The 23114-nt window shown below is 64.1% G+C and carries 16 protein-coding genes and 2 other RNA genes; 9 read left to right on the top strand and 9 right to left on the bottom strand.

Annotation, left to right across the window (positions count from 1 at the left end; all coding sequences use genetic code 11):
- Positions 1-64 precede the first annotated feature (64 nt).
- Positions 65-1144: a DNA polymerase IV gene (gene dinB / locus QRM60_RS19915; RefSeq protein WP_042596505.1), complete on the bottom strand. Its 1080-nt coding sequence runs from the start codon at positions 1142-1144 to the stop codon at positions 65-67.
- Between the two features lie 206 nt (positions 1145-1350).
- On the opposite strand from dinB, the gene fabA reads away from it, so the two are divergent.
- A complete protein-coding gene (gene fabA / locus QRM60_RS19910; RefSeq protein WP_011035827.1) occupies positions 1351-1866 on the top strand; it encodes a 3-hydroxyacyl-[acyl-carrier-protein] dehydratase FabA in 516 nt (171 codons plus the stop codon).
- Positions 1866-3074 (top strand): beta-ketoacyl-ACP synthase I, encoded by a 1209-nt coding sequence (gene fabB / locus QRM60_RS19905; RefSeq protein WP_285446896.1) that lies wholly within the window; start codon positions 1866-1868, stop codon positions 3072-3074. The genes fabA and fabB overlap by 1 nt, the downstream gene beginning before the upstream one ends.
- 270 nt (positions 3075-3344) lie before the next feature.
- On the opposite strand, the gene QRM60_RS19900 is transcribed toward fabB, so the two are convergent.
- From QRM60_RS19900 to QRM60_RS19885, 4 genes are all read right to left on the bottom strand, one after another.
- The gene (locus QRM60_RS19900; RefSeq protein ID WP_115555326.1) at positions 3345-4037 is read right to left on the bottom strand and encodes an SH3 domain-containing protein; all 693 of its coding nucleotides are present in this window, start codon (positions 4035-4037) and stop codon (positions 3345-3347) included.
- A gap of 77 nt (positions 4038-4114) precedes the next feature.
- Positions 4115-4191: non-coding RNA, sX9 sRNA (locus QRM60_RS19895), on the bottom strand.
- A 139-nt stretch (positions 4192-4330) separates the two neighbouring features.
- On the bottom strand, positions 4331-6355 hold the full coding sequence (locus QRM60_RS19890; RefSeq protein ID WP_285446895.1) for a M3 family metallopeptidase: 2025 nt from the start codon (positions 6353-6355) through the stop codon (positions 4331-4333).
- Positions 6356-6540: 185 nt separating this feature from the next.
- Positions 6541-7644, bottom strand: a complete 1104-nt coding sequence (locus QRM60_RS19885) for a PLP-dependent cysteine synthase family protein (RefSeq protein WP_285446894.1) — start codon at positions 7642-7644, stop codon at positions 6541-6543.
- 130 nt (positions 7645-7774) lie between these two features.
- On the opposite strand from QRM60_RS19885, the gene QRM60_RS19880 reads away from it, so the two are divergent.
- The 6 genes from QRM60_RS19880 to QRM60_RS19855 all read left to right on the top strand — a co-directional run bounded on the left by QRM60_RS19880 (position 7775) and on the right by QRM60_RS19855 (position 15600).
- On the top strand, positions 7775-8197 hold the full coding sequence (locus tag QRM60_RS19880) for a CopL family metal-binding regulatory protein (protein ID WP_115531211.1): 423 nt from the start codon (positions 7775-7777) through the stop codon (positions 8195-8197).
- Between the two features lie 97 nt (positions 8198-8294).
- Entirely contained in the window at positions 8295-10103 is a 1809-nt protein-coding gene (locus tag QRM60_RS19875; protein WP_285446893.1) for a copper resistance system multicopper oxidase, read from the top strand.
- Between the two features lie 290 nt (positions 10104-10393).
- Positions 10394-11566: a copper resistance protein B gene (locus tag QRM60_RS19870; protein WP_285446892.1), complete on the top strand. Its 1173-nt coding sequence runs from the start codon at positions 10394-10396 to the stop codon at positions 11564-11566.
- 430 nt (positions 11567-11996) lie between these two features.
- Positions 11997-12521 (top strand): lactoylglutathione lyase, encoded by a 525-nt coding sequence (gloA, locus tag QRM60_RS19865; protein ID WP_115000028.1) that lies wholly within the window; start codon positions 11997-11999, stop codon positions 12519-12521.
- A 342-nt stretch (positions 12522-12863) separates the two neighbouring features.
- Positions 12864-13622 (top strand): hypothetical protein, encoded by a 759-nt coding sequence (locus tag QRM60_RS19860; RefSeq protein ID WP_011035819.1) that lies wholly within the window; start codon positions 12864-12866, stop codon positions 13620-13622.
- Positions 13623-13728: 106 nt separating this feature from the next.
- The gene (locus QRM60_RS19855; protein WP_285446891.1) at positions 13729-15600 is read left to right on the top strand and encodes a peptidoglycan-binding protein; all 1872 of its coding nucleotides are present in this window, start codon (positions 13729-13731) and stop codon (positions 15598-15600) included.
- 72 nt (positions 15601-15672) lie between these two features.
- Here QRM60_RS19855 and QRM60_RS19850 read toward each other — a convergent pair.
- From QRM60_RS19850 to QRM60_RS19840, 3 genes are all read right to left on the bottom strand, one after another.
- Positions 15673-15747: non-coding RNA, sX9 sRNA (locus QRM60_RS19850), on the bottom strand.
- 212 nt (positions 15748-15959) lie between these two features.
- A complete protein-coding gene (locus QRM60_RS19845) occupies positions 15960-17105 on the bottom strand; it encodes a hypothetical protein (protein ID WP_285446890.1) in 1146 nt (381 codons plus the stop codon).
- Between the two features lie 231 nt (positions 17106-17336).
- Positions 17337-17810, bottom strand: a complete 474-nt coding sequence (locus tag QRM60_RS19840) for a hypothetical protein (protein WP_115003867.1) — start codon at positions 17808-17810, stop codon at positions 17337-17339.
- Between the two features lie 678 nt (positions 17811-18488).
- Between QRM60_RS19840 and QRM60_RS19835 the strand changes: the two genes are divergently transcribed.
- Entirely contained in the window at positions 18489-20939 is a 2451-nt protein-coding gene (locus QRM60_RS19835) for a hypothetical protein (RefSeq protein ID WP_285446889.1), read from the top strand.
- Between the two features lie 190 nt (positions 20940-21129).
- On the opposite strand, the gene glmS is transcribed toward QRM60_RS19835, so the two are convergent.
- Positions 21130-22959 carry a glutamine--fructose-6-phosphate transaminase (isomerizing) gene (glmS, locus tag QRM60_RS19830; protein ID WP_285446888.1) on the bottom strand — a complete coding sequence of 610 codons (1830 nt, stop codon included), beginning with the start codon at positions 22957-22959 and terminating at the stop codon, positions 21130-21132.
- Positions 22960-23114 lie beyond the last annotated feature (155 nt).

Here is a 23114-nt window from a genome sequence, read left to right as displayed (position 1 = left end):
AATCAACGCGATGCGTGCGGGTGCGTCCGCGGCATCGGTCGTTGCCGCAGGCCGCGTAAGCGCGTTACTGCTGCGGCACCTCGCCGAACAATTCGCCCTGCACCGCGGCCTGCAGCTCGGGGTCGGCAAAACCGCTCAGGCCCACGCCGACCAGGCGGTAACGTGTCTCCGGCGGCAACTCCACGCGCCGAGTCAGCCCCAGCGCGATATCGACCAGCCCCTGCAACGACGCCGGCGGCTGCTCAGGCGTATACGAGCGGGTGAGGATGCGAAAGTTGGAGGTCTTCAGCTTGAGCACCACCGTGCGGCCGATCCGCTCGGTGCGCCGCGTCGCATGCCAGGTTTTCTCGGCCAGGCGCTGGATGTGCGGGTCCAGCGCATCCAGTGCCAGATCTTCACTGAAGGTGTCCTCGGACGACACCGATTGCACTTCCTGGTCCGGCTCCACCGGCCGCTCATCGATGCCGCGCGCACGCCGGTACAGGCTTTGCCCGAAACTGCCGAAATGCGCCTGCAGTTCTTCCAGTGGCCGCAAGCGCAAATCACTCACGGTGACGATGCCCAACGCCGCCAGCTTGCCGTCCATGACCTTGCCCACCCCGGGAATGCGGTTGACCGGCAGCGGCAGCAGGAAGGCATCCACGCGACTGGGCGCGATCACGAACTGGCCATCGGGCTTGCGCCAGTCCGAGGCGATCTTGGCCAGGAACTTGTTGGGCGCAATGCCTGCCGACGCGGTGAGCTGGGTTTCTTCGCGGATCTGGGTCCGGATGAGCTGCGCGATTTCCGTGGCCAACTGCATGCCGGTCTTGGCTTCGGTGACGTCCAGATACGCTTCGTCCAGCGACAGCGGCTCGACCAGGTCGGTGTGCCGGTGAAAAATCTCGCGCACCTGCCGCGACACCGCCTTGTAGCGTGCGAAATCCGGCGGCACGAAGACCGCATCCGGGCACAAGCGCTCGGCGCGCACGGCTGGCATCGCCGAGCGGATGCCGAAGGTGCGTGCTTCATACGAGGCAGCGCACACCACCGAGCGCGCGCCGCGCCAGGCCACCACCACCGGCTTGCCGCGCAGCGACGGATCATCACGTTGTTCCACGGACGCGTAGAACGCATCCATGTCCACGTGAACGATCTTGCGCATCAAGCCAGATTCCCCAGCACAGTCTTGCTGCGCATGATAAATCAGCCGCGTCTCATGCCTTGCGCCAGTCGTTGGCCTGCAGTTGCTGCAGTGCGCAACTGCTTGAAAACACTACGCATGCGTACGGATAAAACGTTTGATTGAACCGTACGGGCTCATGCACGCTTGCCGCCCTCGCCTTTTGCTCTTGCAGGAAACCGTTCGTGATGACTCGTCAAAATGCGTACTCGCGTGACCAATTGCTGGCCAGCGCGCGCGGGGAATTGTTCGGCCCCAACAGCGGCCGTCTGCCGAACGACCCGATGCTGATGTTCGACCGCATCACCGAGATCAACGACAACGGCGGCAGCCACGGCAAGGGCCTGATCCGCGCCGAGCTCGATATCCGTCCGGACCTGTGGTTCTTCAATTGCCACTTCATCGGCGACCCGGTGATGCCTGGCTGCCTCGGCCTGGATGCGATGTGGCAACTGACCGGCTTCTTTCTCACCTGGATCGGTGCGCCGGGCCGCGGCCGCGCGCTGGGCTGTGGCGAGGTGAAATTCACCGGCCAGGTGCTGCCCACCGCAACGCTGGTGACCTACGAAATCGAGATCAGCCGGGTCATCAACCGCAAGCTGGTGATGGCACAGAGCGATGCGCGCATGTTGGTGGATGGGCGCGAAATCTACGCCGCCAAGGATCTGCGCGTGGGCATGTTCACTTCGACGGAGAATTTCTGATGCGCCGTGTCGTCGTCACCGGAATGGGCATCAATTCGTGCCTGGGCAATGACCTGGACACGGTCTCCAGCGCGCTGCGCGAAAGCCGCTCGGGCATCACCGCATTACCTGACCATGCCGAAGCCGGTCTGCGCAGCCAGGTGGGCGGCGCAGTGGACATCGACCTGGACGGGTTGATCGACCGCAAGCTCAAGCGCTTCATGGGCGATGCCTCGGCCTACGCCTACCTGGCGATGCGCGATGCCATTGCCGATGCCGGCCTGTCGCCCGAGCAGGTCAGCGACCTGCGCACCGGCGTGATTGCCGGCTCCGGCGGCGGCTCCAGCCAGTGGCAGGTGGAAACAGCCGATCTGCTGCGCGCACGCGGCGTGCGCAAGGTAGGCCCGTACATGGTGCCGCGCACGATGTGCTCGGCGGTCTCGGCCTCGCTGGCCACCGCCTTCAAGATCCGCGGCCTGAGCTATTCGTTGTCTGCCGCCTGCGCGACCTCGGCGCATTGCATCGGCGCGGCCGCGGATCTGATCCGGCATGGTGCGCAGGATGTGATGTTTGCCGGCGGCGGCGAAGAACTGCACTGGACCATGAGCGTGATGTTCGATGCGATGGGCGCGTTGTCCACCGGCTTCAACGATCGCCCGGCGGTGGCCTCGCGTCCCTACGATGCGCAACGCGATGGGTTCGTCATCGGCAGCGGTGGCGGCATGCTGGTGCTGGAAGACTACGACCACGCCATCGCGCGCGGCGCCCGCATCCATGCCGAACTGCTGGGCTACGGCGTGACCTCCGATGGCGCGGACATGGTCGCGCCCAGCGGCGAGGGCGCGGTGCGTTGCATGCACATGGCGATGCAGGGGCTGGATCGCCCCATCGATTATCTCAACACGCACGGCACCTCCACCCCGCTGGGCGATGTCACCGAGCTGGGCGCGGTGCGCGAGGTGTTCGGCGACAACGTGCCACCACTGTCGTCGACCAAGGCGTTGTCCGGTCATTCGCTGGGTGCGGCAAGCGTGCACGAGGCGATCTACAGCCTGCTGATGCTGCGCGATGGCTTCATGGCCGGCTCGGCGCATATCGACGAACTCGATCCGCGTGCGGAAGGCTTCCCGATCCTGCGCGCTACACGCGAGGCGACGTTGAACATAGTGATGTCCAACAGCTTCGGTTTCGGCGGCACCAACGGCGCGCTGGTGTTCGGCCGGGTGTAATGGCTCGCGGCCACCGCCGCGATCATGCTGCGGTGGCCTGAATGCGGTGATGAGGAAGACGGTGGCGCGCCAATGACGCAGTGGCGGGCATGGCCCTGCCTGCAATTGGCCGATGCCGTGGGCCAGGCGCCGCAAACGCAGGCGTGCGTAATTGGGCGCTCCCACGCGCCGACCGCACACATCGGGAAGAGGCACGCCAGACCTCCTTCGACGAGCGAGCGGCTAGCGCTCGTTCTGGTCGCGACGATTGCGTTCCCGAACCGCTTGATCCTAGTCGATGCTCGACTGCGAGATACAACGCTGCAGGCCACCATCCTGGCTGGGCGAGCTTTCACATCGGCTCCTGACCGATTGGTCGTAGTCGCTGCGTGCTTGGGAAACACAACTCTGCACGGCACTGTCCTGGCTTCCCGAGCGCTCGCACCTTTTTATCTGGTCGTCCCGTCTGTCGGCATTTATCCGATTCAGCGCGGCGCGATCGATTTCGGCCCTGTCCCGCTGGACGCGCTCGTTCTCTGAACGCGTGTATTCCTTGAGGCGCTTGGCGATGGTGGGCGGGCCAACCTGCGGATTGTTACTGGGCGCCATCATGTCCAGGCTCGGGAAATCGCCGGGCGCATGGTCGCGCCAGAGCGCCCGTTCGCTTTCGACGGTCCATTCTCGGCCTTGATAATGCGCGTCCCAATACGCATCAAGCGCGAACGTGACCTTCGGTACCGCCTTTGCCACGGGGCCCCGACCGGACACGATTGCCTGCGCCGGCATCCAGCCGCGCGCATCGGGTCCGCGCACGTCGCACCACCTGCCATTCTGCAGGCAGCCATACACAGTGACCGGGTTGCCGGCATGGGCCTCACCCACCAGTCGGTATTCATCGCCCGGGCCGGCGCGCAAACGGACCAGCTTCTCGACATGTCCTGCGTGCTGCGCCACCACCGGTGTGGCGACCGCGATCAGCACCATCAAGCTCCATGACAAAGGTGGCCGCATTGCACTCTCCTTGATGTGCCCAACCACGAAGCAATCGATCACTTTGGAACGTCCAACACAACCTAGCGCGCAGTCGTCAGACGGGTGTGAACGGCGCGCTCAGAACCGAAGCGTGCGCGTGGTAAATGCCGCACCGAGCATTGGCTGCGCCCGCCAGCGTGCGCAGCCGCTTTGTCGGCTGCTGTTAGTGACCACACGACTGCGCTTATCGCCCAGACCGCCACATTGCGGTGCGAACGCAGCGCCGACCGACAACGGCAGCAGGTTTAGCCCGCCATGCCGTTGTGCCGCAGCAGCGCGTCGATCTTGGGTGCGCGTCCACGGAACGCGCGGAAGTTATCCGCTGCGCTGCGGCTGCCACCACGCGCCAGCACTTCATGCCGGAACCGCGCGCCGGTGTCGGCCACCTGCTCGGGCGCTTCTTCGAACGCCGCGTAGGCATCGGCGCTGAGCACCTCGGCCCACTTGTAGCTGTAATACCCGGCCGCGTAGCCGCCCGCGAAAATGTGGCTGAACTGATGCGGGAAGCGATTCCACGTCGGCGGGCGATTCACCGCCACTTCGTCGCGCACGCGCTCGATCAACTCCAGCACACTGTCCTGGGCCGGATCGAAACTGCTGTGCAATTGCATGTCGAACAACGCGAATTCCAGCTGACGCACGGTGAACATGCCGCTCTGGAAATTGCGCGCGGCCAGCAGCCGGTCGAACAGATTGCGCGGCAGCGGCTCGCCGGTTTGCACGTGCGCGGTCATCGCCTGCACACGCTTCCATTCCCAGCAGAAGTTCTCCATGAACTGGCTGGGCAGCTCCACCGCATCCCATTCCACGCCATTGATGCCGGCCACGCCGAGCTCGCCGATACGGGTGAGCAACTGATGTAGGCCGTGGCCCATTTCATGGAACAGCGTGGTGACTTCGCCATGCCGGAACGTGGCCGGCGCATCGCCGCTGCCACGGCCGAAATTGCACACCAGATACACCAGCGGCGTCTGCACACCCTGACTGGTCTCGCGGCGATTGCGGCAGTCGTCCATCCATGCACCACCGCGCTTGCCCTCGCGCGCGTACAGATCCAGATAGAACTGCCCCACCAGTGCGCCCTGTGCATCTTCCAGCCGATAGAAGCGCACGTCCGGGTGCCAGACCGGCGCGCTATCGGGTTTGACAGTCAGGCCGTACAGGCTATGGATCACATCGAACAGGCCAGCCAGCACCTTGGGCTCGGTGAAGTACTGCTTCACTTCCTGCTCGGAGAAGCTGTAGCGCGCCTGCTTGAGCTTTTCGCCGGCATACGCCAGGTCCCAGGCTTCCAGCTGTTCCAGGCCGAGTTCGTCGCGCGCAAAGGCTTCCAGCTCGGCACGATCCTGTTGTGCATACGGCTTGGCGCGCACGGCCAGATCGCGCAGAAATCCCATCACCTCGTCCGGGCTTTGCGCCATCTTGGTGGCGATGGAATAGTCGGCGTAGCTGGCAAAGCCCAGCAGCTGTGCCAGCTCGGCGCGCAGGGCCAGGATGCGCTGGATGGTGGCGCTGTTGTCCAGCGCGGCATCGCCGAATTCGGAGGCGCGCTCGGCATTGGCGCGGTACAACAGCGCGCGCAGTTCGCGGCTGTCGGCATCGCTCTGCACCGGCAGGTAGCACGGCATCTGCAAGGTGAACTTCCAGCCGGCAACTCCGTCCTTTTCCGCCGCCGCGCGCGCGGCGGCAACCACTTCGGACGGCAGGCCCGACAACTGGGTCTCGTCCTGCGTCACGTGTGCCCACGCGTCGGTGGCGTCGAGCACGTTCTGCGAAAACCTGGCGGCCAGGCCGGACAGCTCTTCCTGGATCTGTGCAAAGCGCGCCTTGGAGGCGTCATCCAGTTCGGCGCCACCCAGGCGGAAATCGCGCAGCGCGTTGTCGAGTACCTTGCGCCGGGCCTCGTCGTAGTGCGCAGCTTCCGGGGAGGCGGCCAGCGCCTTGTATTGCGCGTACAGGGCCAGGTTCTGCGCCAGTGCACTGCCGAAGCGGCTGACCTTGGGCAGATTGCTGTTGTAGGCCTCGCGCAGCTCGGCGGTATTCATCACCGCCTGCAGGTGGCCAACCTGGCCCCAGGCGCGCCACAGGCGCTCGGTGGCGTCATCCAGCGGCACCACGAAGCTGTCCCAGCTGACCGGGCTGACCTGTTCGGCCGCCTTCACCGCTGCCTCGGCATCGGCCAGCAGCTGATCGATCGCCGGGCCCACATGGTCGGGGCGGATCGCATCGAAGGACGGCAGTCCGGAAAAGTCGAGCAGCGGGTTAGTCATGGGAGCTCCGGCAATTGGGTGAATCAGGGGGCATCGGAGGGCGCACAGGACCGCGCGTGGCCTCGTCAGGATGCGGCTGTTGGGTCGGTCACTATGTGTGCGTGAAGCACCGCCGATCCCGACACCGAGCGGCGCACGCCTGGTGGCGCGCAGCGCGTGCGAGAGCCGCACCTAGCAGATGGCGATCATTCCAGCGCAGCACAAGGCAGGGCGGGCAATGCGGCGCCGGCCACGGCCGCGGCAATGGCCGCGTCGCTGGCGTCCACGTCGATCTCGCGCGCCACATACCAGACCGGGTCGTAATAGCTGTGCGCATAGCGCTCGCCGGCATCGCACAGGATGGTGACGATGGAGCCCTGCCGGCCCTCGTCACGCATGCGCTGGGCCGCCTGCAGCACGCCGACGAAGTTGGTGCCGGTGGAGCCGCCGACGCGCTTGCCCAGCGTGGCGCTTACATGCCGCATGGCCGCCAGGCTCAGGGCGTCGGGCACCTTGATCATCACATCCACGCAGCTGGCGATGAAGCTGGACTCCACCCGCGGGCGGCCGATGCCTTCGATGCGCGAGCCGCCGGTGATGGCCAGTTCCTTGGGGCACTGCCCGGCCACGGCGCGGCAATAGCCGTCGAAGAACACCGACACTTCCGGGTCCGCGCACAGAATGCGGGTGTCGTGGCGCCGGTAGCGCACATAGCGGCCCAGCGTGGCGCTGGTGCCGCCGGTGCCGGGGCTGCAGACAATCCACTCCGGAATGGGATGCGGTTCTTCGGAAAGCTGCTTGAAGATCGACTCGGCGATGTTGTTGTTGGCGCGCCAGTCGGTAGCGCGCTCGGCGTAGGTGAACTGGTCCATGAAGTGCCCGCCGGTCTCGCGCGCCAGCTGGTGCGAGGCGCTGTCCAGGTCGCAGGCACGTTCGACCAGATGGCAGCGCCCGCCCTGGAATGCGATGGCGGCGATCTTCTCCGGCGAGGTCGAGGCCGGCATCACCGCGATGAAGGGCACCCCCAGCAGGCGCGCGAAATAAGCCTCGGACACTGCGGTGGAGCCGCTGGAGGCCTCGATCACCGGCCGGCCTTCGCGCAACCAGCCGTTGGCCAGCGCGTAAAGGAACAGCGAGCGCGCCAGCCGGTGCTTGAGGCTGCCGGTGGGGTGGCTGGACTCGTCCTTGAAGTACAGGTCGATGCCCGGATACCCCGGCAGGTCCATCGGAATCAGGTGGGTATCGGCCGAGCGGTTGAAATCGGCTTCGATCTTCTGGATGGCGGCGGCCACCCACTGGCGCTGCGACATGGCAAGGCTGTGCTGCGAGAGAAGCGTTGATTCTACCGCCGCCGCGCATGTGCCATGGGCGGCGGGTCATCCGGGCGGCCACGGCGCCGATGGTATGCTCGACGCACCTGCCCGCTCGCTCGATTTACCCGTGCCGCATTGCCTGCTTCGCCTGCTGCTGTGCCTGTGCCTGGTTGCCAATACGGCCACCGGCGCGTGGGCGTCGGTGGGCATGGCGATGCCGGCCATGGGCTCGGCCGCGATGGGGCCGGCGGCGATGGCCGCGACAGCGCGTGGCATGCACGCGGCCGCGCCGGACGCACTGCCGTGTCATGAAGACATGGCCTCGCCCGCTGCGATGCCGCAGCCTGACCCGGATCACGCGGCGCATGCGGGCAAAGGCGACTGCTGCAAATTGGGCAGCTGCGACTGCCTGCAGCACTGCAGCCTGGCCCTGCTGACACTGCCGGCGGTGCCTGCGGCGCTGGCCGGCCGCCCCGCAATGCCGGGCGCCTTGGCCGAGGGGCGCGCCAACCCGGTGCCCGAGCAACCGGTCCGACCTCCCATCGCCTGAGCCTCGACGGCAGCAGCCGTCGTCGCCCCTGCGCGCGTGCGCAGGGCCCATTGCGATGCGCGTGGCCTGCACCCTGTGGGCCGCGCCTGGAGGCTTCATGTCATTCGATCCCTTGTCCAACGGCGGGCTGGCCCGCCGCCGCTTCGTGCACGGCCTGGCGCTGGGCGGCGTTGCCGCGGCCACCGGCCTGTGGCGCAGCGAGGCACGCGCCACCCCTACTTACGCCACGCCCGCCGTCCTGCGTGGCAGCGCCGCGGCGCTGCAGATCGGCCGCATGCCGGTCAACCTCACCGGCCGCGCGCGCAGCGCCATCACCGTCAACCAGTCGCTGCCGGCCCCCACGCTGCGCTGGCGCGAGGGCGACATGGTGAGCGTGCGCGTACGCAACGCGCTGGCCGACCAGCCTACGTCGGTGCATTGGCACGGCCTGTTGCTGCCGGCCAATATGGATGGCGTGCCGGGCATGAGCTTTGACGGCATCGCGCCGGGCCAGGAGTATCACTACCGCTTCGCGCTGCGCCAGTCCGGCACCTACTGGTATCACAGCCATTCGATGTTCCAGGAGCAGGCCGGGCTGTACGGGGCGATCGTGATCGACCCGCTGGCACCGCCGCCCTATCGGTTTGATCGCGAGCACGTGGTGCTGCTGTCGGACTGGACCGATCTGGACCCGGCCGCGCTGTTCCGCCGGCTCAAGCAGATGCCCAGCCACGACAACTACGCCCAGCGCACCGTGGGCGACTTCGTGCGTGATGCGCGCGAAGACGGGCTGCGCGCCACGTTGGCCGACCGCGGCATATGGGGGCGCATGCGCATGACCCCGACCGACCTGTCCGACGTCAACGCCAACACCTATACCTACCTGCTCAACGGCGTGGCGCCGGCCGGTAACTGGACCGGACTATTCAAGCCTGGCGAAAAGGTGCTGCTGCGTTTCATCAATGGTTCGTCGATGACGTATTTCGATCTCCGCATCCCCGGGCTGCGCATGACCGTGGTCGCCGCCGACGGCCAATATGTGCATCCGGTCAGCGTGGACGAGTTGCGCATTGCCGCTGCCGAAACCTTCGATGTCCTCGTCGAACCCATCGGCCAGGATGCCTTTACGCTGTTCGCGCAGGACATGGGCCGCACTGGCTTCGCATGCGGCACGCTGGCGGTGCGCCACGGCTTGCAGGCGCCGGTTCCGGCACAGGATCCGCGCGCCATCCTCACCATGCAGGACATGGGGCACGGCGATGGGATGGCGCATGGCGCAATGCATGACATGCCGGCACAGCACGGCGCATCGCCGGCGGATGTACATGCGGGCCACACCGTGCAGCACGATCCATCTGCGCACGCCATGCAACCGCACGGCCACGCCAGCGCGCCCTCGCGCGCGCCACACCACCCCGCCAGCGAAGACCACAACCCGCTGATCGACATGCGCAGCAATGCCAGTGCATCGCGGCTGGACGACCCTGGCGTTGGCCTGCGCAACAACGGCCGCCGCGTGCTCTGTTACGGCGATCTACACAGCCTGTTCGACGACCCGGACGGCCGCGCACCGGGCCGCGAAATCGAGTTACACCTGACCGGCCACATGGAAAAGTTCGCCTGGTCCTTCGACGGCGTCGCCTTCGCCTCGGCCGAGCCTTTGCGGCTGCAGTACGGCGAGCGGCTGCGTATCGTGCTGGTCAACGACACCATGATGCAGCACCCCATCCACCTGCACGGCATGTGGAGCGATCTGGAAGATGCCGATGGCAACTTCCAGGTGCGCAAGCACACCATCGACATGCCGCCCGGCACACGCCGCAGCTACCGCGTACGCGCCGATGCGCTGGGCCGCTGGGCCTACCACTGCCATCTGCTCTACCACATGGAAGCGGGCATGATGCGCGAAGTGCGGGTGGAGGCATGAACGCCATGCAGACCCGTCATTTGTTATTGGTCGCCGTCATCGCCAGCGCGACCGCAACTGCGCAAGACCATGCGCATCACCAGATGCATGCTGCGACAGCGGTGCAGGTGGACAGTGCGCAGGCGGTGGAGATGCCTGCGCCCACGCGTGTGGATGATGTGGATGAAGCTGCGGTGGGAGCTGCTGCATCCGCGCCCACTTCAGTCTCTGGTGCTGCTTCGGCGTCTGCTTCGACGTCGGCATCAGCGTCTTCTCTGCAGGCGGCCACGCAGGCCGCGCCACCAGTGGAAATGGATCACGCGCACATGCAGCACACAGAGCAGGCCGCGCATGTGCACGACATGCAGCATTCCGATGACGCGGCGGCAGTGCATGCACACGCCGCAGCGCCTGCAACCGATGCCGCTTCGACAGTGGACTCGGCACATCAAACGCAACCGCACGTGCACGGTGCCGGCGGCACACAGCCACACGCCACGCCAGCTACGCAGACGCAGACAATGGACAACGCCGGCAGGCAGCACCACGCCATGCACGACATGCCGCACGCCGATCCAGCCGACTCGGCACACACAATGCAAGAGCACGCCCACAGTGCCGGCGGCACGCCGCCACACGCCGCGCCAGCGACGCAGGCGATGGACCACGCCAGCGTGCAGCATCACGACATGCACGACATGTTGCACGCTGATCCAGCATCCACTGCACAGCAAGCAGCACATCAACACACCGCGCCGGCCGTAACTACCTCGCCACGCGAGCCGATCCCTACTCCCACCGCAGACGACATTGCCGTGGCGTTCGCACCACTGCGCAGTCATGCCATGCATGGAGCAGGCATCAATCACTACGTGTTGCTCGACCGACTGGAAGCCTCCGACAACCACAACGGCAGCGGCCAGGACTGGGAAGCGCGCGCCTGGCTCGGCGGTGACATCGACCGGCTGTGGTTGCGCAGCGAAGGCGAGCGCCGGCGCGGCCAGACCCACGACGCTTCGTTGGAAGCCTTCTACGGCCATGCCATCTCGCCGTGGTGGGATGTCCTGCTGGGCGCGCGCCAGGATCTCGCGCCCGGCCAGCGGCAGAGCTGGGCCGCCATCGGTGTGCAGGGGCTGGCCCCGTACAAGTTCGAAACCGAAGCCACGCTCTATCTGGGCAGCGGCGGCCGCGCGGCGTTTCGGCTGGAAGCCGAGTACGACGTGCTGCTCACCAATCGCTTGATCCTGCAGCCGCGCGTGGAAGCCGACGTCGCACTTACCGACGATGACCGGCGCGGCATCGGCAGCGGGCTGGAAGAGGTCGAAGCGGGCCTGCGGCTGCGCTACGAGATCACCCGCAAATTCGCGCCGTATATCGGCTGGGTGCACAGCCGCCGTTTCGGCGATAGCGCACAACGTGCCGACGGTGATGACACTCCCGCCCGGGAATCGCACTTCGTCGCCGGCGTGCGGGTGTGGTTCTAGCCGGCGCTGCGGAGGGGCCGGCATGTCTGGCCCCCAAAACATTGGCAGGGCAGTCATGGGCGGCCGCTTCAGTCGGTCGCCCTTGTGCCCAGCCTCTGCTTTGGCTTTGGCTTTGGCTTTGGCTTTGGCTTTGGCTTTGGCTTTGGCTTTGGCTTGGGCTTTGGCTCTGGCCTTTGCCCTGCGCTCGCTGTGGTTTTGGCGGTGGCGGTGCCCGTAGGTATGAGTGTGGGTGTGTAGCTTCGACTTCGGATCCGGCTTTGGGCCGCACGTGACTGTGGCATAGGCCGCTACCTGCCGATGCCCTTAGCTTCTGCCGAAAATCCAGCGCGCTGCTGGCAATGAAAACAGACATCCCCGCCACTGCCTGCCCGGTACCATGCCAGTCACTGCAGCACCGCTGCCCTCCCCCCATCCTTCTCAGGAGAGCCCCATGCCCTTGACCGACCTGCAACACGTCCCCGGCGCCACGGCCGCACCAGCGGACACCCAGGGATTCGTGTTCAACCACACCATGCTGCGCGTCAAGGACGCCCCGCGTTCGCTGGACTTCTACACCCGCGTACTCGGCTTCCGCCTGCTCGATGCCCGCGACTTCCCCGAAGCAAAATTCAGCCTGTATTTCCTCGCGCTGCTGGCCGAAGGCACGGCAGTGCCCGACGATGACGCCGCACGCCGTCTGTGGATGGCCGGCATCCCCGGCGTGCTCGAGCTCACCCACAACCACGGCACCGAAACCCAGGACGGTGCGGTCTACCACGACGGCAACAGCGACCCACGCGGCTTCGGCCACATCTGCATCTCGGTGCCGGATATCCACGCCGCCTGCGCACGCTTCGACAGCCTCGGCGTGCCGTATCAAAAACGCCTGGAAGACGGCCGCATGAAGCACCTGGCCTTCATCAAGGACCCGGACGGCTATTGGGTGGAGATCATCTCGAACACGCCGCTGGCGTAAGCGCGCAGGCGTTTTGCCGGCGGTTGTCCTGTCGCTGGCAGTGATCGGTTGCAGACATGCCACACCGCACGGTTGCAGACGTTGAAACAAGGGGCAGGAAAAGCCCTGTCCAGCCGCCGCGCCGGGCATGGTTCGGTGGCTGGACAGGCAGCCGGGCTGGAGTAGACTTTCCGCGCCCTCCGCAATGGATGCACCCCAATGCTCGTCAGGAAGATCCCGCTGATCCTCGCGCTAGCAACGATCGCCGCATGCAAGCCGGCGCCACCGGATGCCGCGGCTTCAAAGGCGACTCCCCCCGCAGCCAGTACCGCCACAAAGCCTTCAGATAAGGATGCTTCTCCCATGCAGGACGCAACCCAGGGATCCACCCAGCAACTACAGCCGCCCCGTCCGGACAGCGTGCTGTACTTCATCAGCAACGTGGATGGCGACGGCGCCCTTTCCTACGAGGTGGCCAACGGCAGCTGGATTAATTACTGGTACGGCTTTCAGTTCGAACTTGGCGGTACACGTTATTACACCGGCTTCGCATGGGAAACGCCCGAGCTCTTCGGTGCAGAGCGCGAGAACCACTATCCCGCGCCGGGCACCAAGGTGACCTTGGCACACGCCACCTTCGTCACCAGCGAACCGGGTAGCAAGTCGCCATGGAAGCTTCTTGGCGCAGAGCCCTATATCGGCGAATTCGGTGGAATGGAACAGGGCAACACCGTCGACACGACACGTAAGCCACAGACACTTGTCACCGACGACGGCCGACTAGTCCTGACCGTGCCGACGTGGAGCCTGCAGTCGGGCGTACGGATCCTTTCCTACGAGGCACTCGTGTTCAACCCGAAGGAAACCGATGACGTCAACGACAAGCATTGGACGTATATCGGCAATATCCCGGCCGGGGAGGACAACAGTGCAAATTGCGGCGAGGATGCGCCTGGGAAGATTCCTTGCGTCAAGAACAGCAGCACGCTTGCGTTTGTCCAGCAACAAGGCCTGCCAGCACTACGGGTAACTGTTTCGGCTGACCCGCCGACGAGCGGGGGTGACGAAACGGTTGAATACCGCTACGATGCGGCCCAGAAATCGTATTTGCCGGCCCCTTAATACAGAACCAAAGGAATTGGTTCGGGCGGCGTACCGCTGCAGCCACGTGGCTGCAGCACTCAATCAAGGACCTTGAGCGATGCCGACGAACTACTCACGAGCCCAAGTGCTCGACATCATCGAACGCGAAGCAACCGAGCGGAATATTCCGCTTGACGACTTCATGCGCTTTGCCCACGTAGAGACTGGCGGCAACTTCGACGAGTTGGCCAGTCGCGGAGCCGCTGGTGCGAAGGGGCTCTTTCAGTTCACTCCTCGGACCGCCGAGCAATACGGCATCGCTGGACGTGAGTTGGACGCAGTGGTCAATACAGATGCAGCAGCGCGGCTATATCTGGATAACCGGACGAGCCTGGTTGACCGGCATGAACGCGATGGCCGGCCTTACCTATCAGGCAAACCGGCGCCTGATGGCCTGGACATGTACATGGCCCATCAGCAAGGCGCTGCAGGTTACCGCTCTCTTCAGACTGCGATCGCCACAGGATCTTTCGGGCTTGAAAGCACTCGCGCCAACATCCTCAACAATGTCGGCGAAAAAGAACTGAAGTCTTTGACGGGCGTCGATGCGGCGACGTTCCAGCGCATGTCCGACAAGGACATGGCACAGACGTTCGTGCAGTACTGGGATACGAAGATGGACCGTATCCGCATCCCTGAAAAAGGTATTGAGCCCGTTTCGGCCACGCAGCAGGCGCCGTCGCAAGCTGCGCCATCGCAGCCCGCACCTGCACAGCCGGAGAAAGCTGCAGCGCAAGGCATCGCGCTCCATGCCGCCTATGACCTCACCAACAAATACGACCACGTCAAGTACGGCCTGGGAGCAAAGGATCCGGACAAAGGCAAGGTCGATTGTTCTGGCTGGGTGGTCGAGATGCAGAACGCGACCATGGGTGAAATCAACGAGGGCGCCGGCAAGGTCATCTTCACCAAAGACGAAAAGTTCAGCCCTGGTTTCGATAGTGCATCAGAACTGCTGCGCAAGGCCGAACAACGCTCTGGGGTCCTGATCCAAGGCAAAGACGTCACTGCCCATAACCTCAAAGACGGCATGATCATTGGCGAGGACAATGGCCCCCAGAGTTGGGACAAGGGGCGCTACAAGGGCATCGACCACATCACCATGGTGGTGCGCGACCCCAAGGATGGCGAACTCAAGATCAGCCAGTCGCGTGGTAGTGAAGGCGTCGAGCTCAGCTCGCTGGATACCTATCTCGAACGCAAGCACGCCAAGGGCGTCAAGCTCTATGCCAGCGACCCGCTATTCGAGGCGCGCGAGTTGCTGCAGGACCGCAGTCAGAGCAAGCAGCAGTCTCACGACGGCAACACGCATAAACCGGCGCATGCGCAAACGGCTGCAGAAACATCCGGCTTGCTGCGCGAGAGGGCGCATGGCGCTGAGGTTCTGAAGTTGCAACAGACCTTGCAGCAGTTGGGATACAAGGACGCAAAGGGCAATGAGCTCAACGCCGACGGCGCCTACGGCCAGCGAACAGGTGAGGCGGTCAAGGCGTTTCAGCGTGCACACGCACTGCAGGAAGATGGCGTCGTTGGCGGCGATACGCTCAAGGCGCTGAAGCAGGCCGAGAAAACGCCATTGCTGTCGGAAAAAACCAACCCCGATAATCCGTTGTACAACCAGGCCGTGAGCAAGCTGGAACAGTTGGGTCCGACCGCATTCACCGACCGTCGCGCATTGGAAAATGCGGCGGGCTCATTGGCGTTCGAAGCCAAGGTCAGCGGCCTGCAGCGCATCGACGCGGTGATGCAGAGCAAGGACGGCAGTGGACTGTTCGCGGTACAGGGTCAGCCAAGCGACCCGGCGCACCAGCGGATCTACACGGATAAGGCAGCCGCTGCAGAGCGCCCATTAGAACAAAGCAGCAACGCGGTTCGCCAGGAAGCACAATCCCTGCAAACTCTGCAGGTACAGGACCAGCAAGAACAACAGCGTACTCAGTCACGCGCGGGTGTTTAATAGCTCTGTTCTTGATTGTGCAAAACAGAATGGGCGTGGGCCGAATAGGCTTACGCCCATTTTGCTAAGAGCGGCTAACAAAACGTAGCGAGCAGTCGTCAGGTGGGTGCGGACGGCGCGGAGGAACCGGAGTGTACGTGGCTACATGAGGATTCCGAGCACCGGCCGCGCCCGCCTGACGGCTGCGCAGTCGTTTTGATAGCTGCTCTAAGTGGCGCAACTACAAAGCCCTGCGCTCTAGTCGGTGGTGTGGAAGCGCCTAGATGAACCGCGCGACCGCTCGCCGAGCCAGCCACGCCCTGTAGCCTGCCTATGGCGTGTTCTGCGGTGGATACGCACGATTCCGATTACTACGTTGGCTAGTTCGACGCCGCAACCGTCGCGGTGTCCGGAAACCATTGCGGCAGGCGTTCGGCGAACTTGGCCGCGCACTCGTCGGCGTAGGCTTGCGCGGTCTGTTTGACCAAGGCGTAGTTGTCGGCCTCCCACTCCTCCAATGAGGCGGTGCGTGGGGTCGGTTGGCAGCTCAGGTTCACCGGGCTGGCCTTGCGCTTGAGCAAGCCGCTGCGTTCGCCACCGATGCTCACGGCATAACGCAGTTCATAAGGCGACTTTTCGTCGCCCAGGCTCTGATAGACCAGCAGCCAATCGGACATCACGACCCGCAGCGGGAATGGTTCGACCGGAACGGCCGCCGGATGCCCGGTGAAATAACTCTTCAGATGCGTGTTGACGGCATCGCGCTGCAGAATATAGCCCGGGTTGCCGATGTCCTTGATCTTTTCGCCCTTGAGCTGATCCTTGCTGAAGGTTGACGCCGCAACGCCGCGCGCGAACAGGCTGGTGGCAATCTGTAAACCCACCAGTGCGCCGGTATGCCCACGCCGCACCACGCGCAACATTTCGTCGCCGTTGGGTTGGCCGTTGGAACCTACGCTCAGCTGCGCATGCAACGGCAGTTGCAGGGCCCAGTCTGCCGAGGGCGCCAAGGCCATCTCGGTATCGGACAGCGCGGCGCCAGCCGTCTGGCCTTCTGCCGCAGCCACCACCAACGTACCGGCGGTGGCCGCCGCGGCGTAGGCGGTTGCCTGCGAAAAATCGCCCGCCGCAAACGCGGGCACCACTGCGGTGGCATCTGCATTGCGCGCAGGCGTACAGAACGTGCCGGCGGCGCGCATCTGCGCTTCATGGAAGGTGATGCCGTTGATCTGATGCACGTCGGCCGACTGCCCATACTGCTCGACCAGCTTGGCGATCACCGCATCGGTGACCGGTTGCTGCGCACACACCTTGGCGGCGGCCAGACGCGACCAGGCGAACTGCAACGCCGGATCCCAACCCATGGCATCTTCGCCGGTGAACCCATGGTCGTAGTGATACGCGTAGATGGCCGGGTCGATCTCCTGCAGCGTCATCCCACCCTGACCGGCATAGCCTGGCGGAATGTCCTGCGCCACGGCGGTACCAGCAAGCGCACACAGCAGTGCGGCAATCAACACCTTCATGAGAGTCCTTTCCACGGGAATGAGGGCCGCACTGCGCGCCCCCACGCAGTGCGGCAAGACAGCACCGCACATCTGTGCGGCGGTCGATGGCACAGGATTGATCCGTTGAAGACAACGTGACGTCGCCCGGCGGATCAAGTCTGCAGGGATAGTGTGGGCCGGCGCGGGGCGTTTGGCAGTCAGGGCCGTCCCCACGCCGCTGTCGGGACGTCCCCTGGCGGGCGTGATGGATCAGGCGTGCAGAATGCCGTGTGCACCTTCCTGCCAGGCACGTGGCGACCGCAACGCGGCCAGTGTGCGTACCAGCTCGCGATAGCTGTCGGCCAGTTGCGCGAACAGACTGGCATCGCTGCAGCGCGTGTCGGCCACCTCCGCATAGGCGCCACGCCCCAGCTCGATGAAGTAGTCCACGTTCAAGCGCCGCCGCTGCGCCACGCCGGGAAACAGGCCGGCAATCAGCAGACAGCCGTCGCCGACATCGCGTAATGCGTCCGCACGCACGCTGCCCGATTGCGACTGCGCATGCAGCCAAGCCAGCGCCTGAGTGCGCGACACCAGGTGCGCATCACGCTGGAAGCGCAGCAAGACAAACACCAGATAGTGCTCGCGCCATTCGTCCAGCGGCTGTGCGATGCGCTGCCCTGCCTCACGTACCAGCGCCTGCCACAGTTCGGCCGGCGCGCCCTGCTTGAAAGACTCGTGCATGTGTCCTCCTGCGTGGTGTCACCCTCGCAAGGAGCTTATGCATAACCTGGGCCACTGCGCTGGCAATGCCTGTGGTCGAGCGCTAAGCAGTGAACAGAGAGTCGCTGCGCGCCTTGCTGCTCCAGGTGCAGACGCAGCAATATCCCCGCGCACCGGCAGCGTGGTTGACAGGCGAGAGCGCCGCTGTATCCCAGGCATGCACATGCGCGTGCATGTGTTGGCTTGCAGTACATGCGCGCGATCACCATACGTTCCAGGTCGACCGCATCGAAGTGCATCAACCGCATCACGGTGACCGCATCGCACCACTGCATGCGGCTGCGCCCTGCAGTGGGATGCCCGCTGTCCGCACCGAAGCACACACCAAGGCACACGCGCCGACAAAGAGTGACCTGGTTCCCGCAGCGAGACGTTGCCGCCAAGCGAGCCCGACTGTGTGATACCTGTTCGCATTCAAACGCGTGCGCATCGCTAGGATGGCCGCTGCCCGGCGACCCCCACGCCACTGGACATCATGGTTCTGCGCTTGCAGAAGCGATATGTGCGTACATGACGCTCTGCGCTTGCCGTCCTCTATCGTCGGCCGCCGAACTGCCGAAGCGAGATCACTGCGCACGGGTCTGAAGCGCTCCCGCACTTACCGGAACCACTGCGCTTCCCTATCAGGAATCCTCCAACATGGGTGTAAAAATAGCTGTATTTTCGGTCGTCCTGGCCTCGACGCTGTGTGTGCCTAGCAGCGATGGTCACGCTGCTGCGCAGTCTGGCAGCACACCGGCAGGTCAAATCAGAGCTGCCGCAATCACTCTTGCGTCTGCGGCGTATCCCGGTCAAGCAGAAGTGCCTGCCGGCACTGCGGTGACGTTCTGGGCATCGCAACCGGTCGATCGCAATGAGACGGTGGTGGTCAGCGGCGGCAACATTCGCCCTACCGCCACGGTGCGCCTCACCCGGCTCGAGGATGGTGCGGCAGGCAGTCCATTGGAGAAGGCAGACAGCGCCAATAACGGCTGGAGCAGCGTGACACCGACGCAAGCCACCGAACAATCGCTCAAGTTTCAGCTGCCCGATCGCACACGCGGTGTCTACGCGTATCAGATTGTCACCGGCAATGGCGCAGGAGCGACGACGCTGGTGAATGCACCGGATATCTGGTTTGTGCAAGGCAACGTTGGCGGCGGTGCATCGCCGCGCGGCAGGCTCACTGTGTTCGGTACCGCGTTGGGCAGGATGTCGGAATCGAGCCAGCCGGTCAGGCTTGCACTGGTCAGAAACGGCGCCGTGCAGCGGATACTGACCGCCGACGCATCGAATCCAAAAGAAGGCATGTACGCGCAAAGTTTTGCCATTCCCGCCGACATGCCTGAAGGCGACTATGAGCTGTATTTGCACAACGGCTCCGGTGGCCCAAGTGCATGGAGCCGCTATGAAAATTTCGGCGTTGGCGCAGATCGAACCGCCCCACGGCGCACCATCACAACGGTCAGCATTGCCTATCCGACCAACTGGCCGAACACGCAATGCAGGGTGATGCCGCCAGCCGGCAATGGAGCATCGGATGATGCCAGCTTTGCCACCGCATTCGCCTGTGCGGCCAACGGAGGTGTGGTATCCATTCCCGCCGGCAGATACACCTTGTCACAGCAATATGCGCAGGGATTCAATCAAAAGATCCCAAACCACGTGATCATCGCTGGCGCAGGCAAAGACGCCACCGTGCTGTCCTTCCCAACGGCCAATAACACCACGTTATTCAGGGGCAATGGCATCTTTTACACGCCGCCACGCCAACCCAAATGTGGTCAGCAGATCAACTGGGCCACGAACCTGTTTGGCGTACGTGACCTGGCCATCGAAGCACCGACGATGACCGAAGGTTACGGCATCGTGTTCGAGCATATGCCGCTGACGGACCTACGCTCGGTGCCATTCGTCCGCGATATCCGGCTCACACTCGGCAGGCAAGCCGATCGCACGGCCAACGGGCCACTGACGACCGGCATCCAGGCAAGTAATGTCTCCAACCTGCAGATCAGCGGAAACGACATCACGGCCAGCAAGCCGATCACCATGGATAAGCACGTGTACGGCGCCACCGTGCAAAACAACACCCTGCGATGGCACGAGCTGGCACTGACCTTCAATCACGATGTGCAGAACGCACTCATTACGCACAACCAGCACATCTCCGCCGGTGCGCCTTACCACAAGACGCCGTCCGAGCTCGGCTTCGCCGCGCCTGGTCGTGACGTGTACTACGCAGACAATGCCAGCCAGTATCCGCAGGATGCACAGCAAAGCTGGCAGCTGACGATGGACGAAGGCATTGGCAACTATCTTGGCAAGGTCGCAGCCAGTTCGGGGACAACACTGACGTTGGCCAGCAACCCAAAAGACGTCCCGTATCTATGCGATCCCGATGGCAACTCGGTGATGATCGTCTCAGGCAAGGGGGCTGGTCAGATGCGTTACCTGATGGGCAATGCATCGCCGCTGGGCAACCGCGTGAACCTGGACCGCGCATGGGACATCCCACCCGATCAGAGCTCCATCGTCACCATCGTGACCACGAACGGGCGGATGTTGTTCGTCAATAACGACCATGGTGGCGCCGGCCCGATCACCAACTTCTTCCCGTCCGCCGATGTCATCCACGCACACAACCGACTGCATCGCTTTGGTGCCAGCATCGTGCAACCCAGTGGGTTCTACACCGATGCCAGCTCACTGCTGACAGGCTGGCACTCGCAGATGCTCAATAATGAAGTCACTGCAGATGCGGTTGCCAATCCGTCCTCTATCGTTGGCCAGACGGCGACATTCAACCTGCAGGGAATGAACCTCATGATCAGCGAAGGCAATCGGGAAAATGCCTGGTACACCGATGCAGTCATCAGCACCGGCATCATTCGCAATAATCACTTCGCTGCCGGCGCGACCGGAAGCGTGGGCTTATGGGATCGATTGAAGAACTCGCTGATCGAGAACAACACCACGCCGGAAGTCCGCATCCAGAACGGAAACGTGAAGGATGCGTTGGTCCGCGGAAATCGCACCGCGAGAGGGCAACCGGCGCCGGTGATCATGAATGAACCTCGCCCGGAAAACGGCAATCTGGTCCTGCCGTAGCCAACGCCGCGACCGAAACGCTGTACCCACCGGGTCGCAGCGTCTCGGCTTTACTGCACAGCCATCGCAAGAGGCGCGTTGCGCTGACATCGCCGATGGGGTTAACACCCTCCGGCCAACAGTCGCCGGCTGGATTCCCAGTGCTGGCTCCAACTTCTCGCAGCCAGCACTGCGATTCGGCCAAGCGCGCTTACTCTACCGTCACCGATTTGGCCAGATTCCGTGGCTTGTCCACATCGGTGCCGCGTGCCAGGGCGGTGTGATAGGCCAGCAACTGCACCGGGATGGTGTGGATCACCGGCGACAACACGCCGGCGTGGCGCGGTGTGCGGATCACGTGCACACCGTCGGACTCGCTGAAATGGCTGTCCTGATCGGCGAACACGAACAGTTCGCCCCCCCGCGCGCGCACTTCCTGCATGTTGGATTTGACCTTTTCCAGCAGGCGGTCATTCGGTGCAATCACCACCACCGGCATGGTGGCATCCACCAACGCCAGCGGGCCGTGCTTCAACTCGCCAGCCGGATACGCTTCGGCGTGGATATAGGAGATTTCCTTGAGCTTGAGCGCGCCTTCCAGGGCGATCGGGTAATGCAGGCCGCGGCCGAGGAACAGCGCATTCTCCTTCGGCGAAAAGCGCTCGGCCCAGGCCATGATCTGCGGCTCCAGGTTCAAGGCGTGCTGCACGCTACCGGGCAAGAAGCGCAGCTGCTCCAGGTAATCGGCTTCTTCGCTGTCGCTGATACGGCCCTGCAGCTTGCCCAGCACCATGGTCAGCTGGAACAACACTGCCAGCTGGGTGGTGAATGCCTTGGTCGAAGCGACGCCGATCTCGGCACCGGCGCGCGTGTAGCAGACCAGCTCGCTGGCGCGCGGGATGGCGCTCTCCGGCACGTTACAGATCGACAAGGTGTGCAGATGCCCGAGCGACTTGGCGTATTTGAGCGCTTCCATCGTGTCCAACGTTTCGCCGGACTGCGAGATGGTGACGATCAGATGCTTCGGGTTGGCATAGGCAGTGCGGTAGCGGTATTCGCTGGCAATCTCTACGCTGCACGGCAAGCCGGCGATCGCTTCGATCCAGTAGCGCGCCGTCAGGCCAGCGTAGTAGCTGGTGCCGCAGGCCAGGATCTGCACGCCTTCGATGTCGCGCAGTACCGCATCGGCAGTGGGCCCGAACAACGATGCGGGGAAGCCTTTGGCATCGATCGCCGCTTCGATGGTGTCGGCCAGCGCACGCGGCTGCTCGTGGATTTCCTTCTGCATGAAGTGGCGGAACGGGCCCAGCTCCAGCGAGGCCAACGAGACATCGGACAGGTGCAGCGGGCGCTCCACCGCCGCGTCGCTCGCATCGAACACGCGCACGCTATCGCGGCGGAGTTCGGCTGTGTCGCCCTCTTCGAGAAAAATCACCTGCCGGGTGGCCTGCACAATCGCCGAGACATCGGAGGCAACGAAGTTTTCGCCCTCGCCCACGCCGATCAGCAATGGGCAGCCCATGCGCGCGCAGACAAAGCGCTCCGGCTCGGCCTGGCTCATCACCGCCAGCGCGTAGGCGCCGGTGAGTTCCTTCACCGTGCGCTGCAGCGCGCTGAGCAGATCGCCCGCATCGGCAAGATGGTGATGGATCAGATGCGCAATGACTTCGGTGTCGGTCTGCGACTCGAAGGTGTAGCCGAGCGCGCGCAACTTTTCGCGCTGCTCCTCGTGGTTTTCGATGATGCCGTTGTGCACCAGCGCCACGCCGGCACTGATGTGCGGATGCGCATTGGCTTCGGTGACGCCGCCATGGGTGGCCCAGCGGGTATGGCCGATGCCCAGGGTCGCGCCAAACTGCTCGGCCTGTGCCGCCTGGGCCATTTCTGCCACCCGGCCGGTGCGGCGCACGCGGCGTACCTGCGTGCCGTCCAGCACCGCGATGCCGGAGGAATCATAGCCCCGGTACTCCAGACGCTTGAGCCCTTCGATGAGGACCGGAACCACGTCGCGCCCGGCGATGGCGCCGACAATGCCGCACATAGGACAACCTCTGGAGTGAAGCCGCGCATTTTAGCGTGTCCGCCGATGTCCGCTGCATGACCTCGACCGGACAGGCTGTCCGCGCCAGTGTCCGCGGACACTGCGGACACTGCGCTCCCTCCGAACAAATCAATACACATCAATAGCTTACGGAT

The sequence above is a fragment of the Xanthomonas sp. fls2-241-TYG-148 genome (assembly GCF_030208815.1).
Lineage (GTDB): Bacteria > Pseudomonadota > Gammaproteobacteria > Xanthomonadales > Xanthomonadaceae > Xanthomonas > Xanthomonas campestris.
Note: the sequence above shows the minus strand (reverse complement) of the source record. Positions and strands in the feature narration are given on the sequence as shown.

Coding starts and splice junctions, on each gene's coding strand:
- dinB (WP_042596505.1), bottom strand. CDS start 1,144: ATGCGCAAGATCGTTCACGTGGACATGGATGCGTTCTACGCGTCCGTG.
- fabA (WP_011035827.1), top strand. CDS start 1,351: ATGACTCGTCAAAATGCGTACTCGCGTGACCAATTGCTGGCCAGCGCG.
- fabB (WP_285446896.1), top strand. CDS start 1,866: ATGCGCCGTGTCGTCGTCACCGGAATGGGCATCAATTCGTGCCTGGGC.
- QRM60_RS19900 (WP_115555326.1), bottom strand. CDS start 4,037: ATGGTGCTGATCGCGGTCGCCACACCGGTGGTGGCGCAGCACGCAGGA.
- QRM60_RS19890 (WP_285446895.1), bottom strand. CDS start 6,355: ATGACTAACCCGCTGCTCGACTTTTCCGGACTGCCGTCCTTCGATGCG.
- QRM60_RS19885 (WP_285446894.1), bottom strand. CDS start 7,644: ATGTCGCAGCGCCAGTGGGTGGCCGCCGCCATCCAGAAGATCGAAGCC.
- QRM60_RS19875 (WP_285446893.1), top strand. CDS start 8,295: ATGTCATTCGATCCCTTGTCCAACGGCGGGCTGGCCCGCCGCCGCTTC.
- QRM60_RS19870 (WP_285446892.1), top strand. CDS start 10,394: ATGGATCACGCGCACATGCAGCACACAGAGCAGGCCGCGCATGTGCAC.
- gloA (WP_115000028.1), top strand. CDS start 11,997: ATGCCCTTGACCGACCTGCAACACGTCCCCGGCGCCACGGCCGCACCA.
- QRM60_RS19860 (WP_011035819.1), top strand. CDS start 12,864: ATGCAGGACGCAACCCAGGGATCCACCCAGCAACTACAGCCGCCCCGT.
- QRM60_RS19845 (WP_285446890.1), bottom strand. CDS start 17,105: ATGAAGGTGTTGATTGCCGCACTGCTGTGTGCGCTTGCTGGTACCGCC.
- QRM60_RS19840 (WP_115003867.1), bottom strand. CDS start 17,810: ATGCACGAGTCTTTCAAGCAGGGCGCGCCGGCCGAACTGTGGCAGGCG.
- QRM60_RS19835 (WP_285446889.1), top strand. CDS start 18,489: ATGGGTGTAAAAATAGCTGTATTTTCGGTCGTCCTGGCCTCGACGCTG.
- glmS (WP_285446888.1), bottom strand. CDS start 22,959: ATGTGCGGCATTGTCGGCGCCATCGCCGGGCGCGACGTGGTTCCGGTC.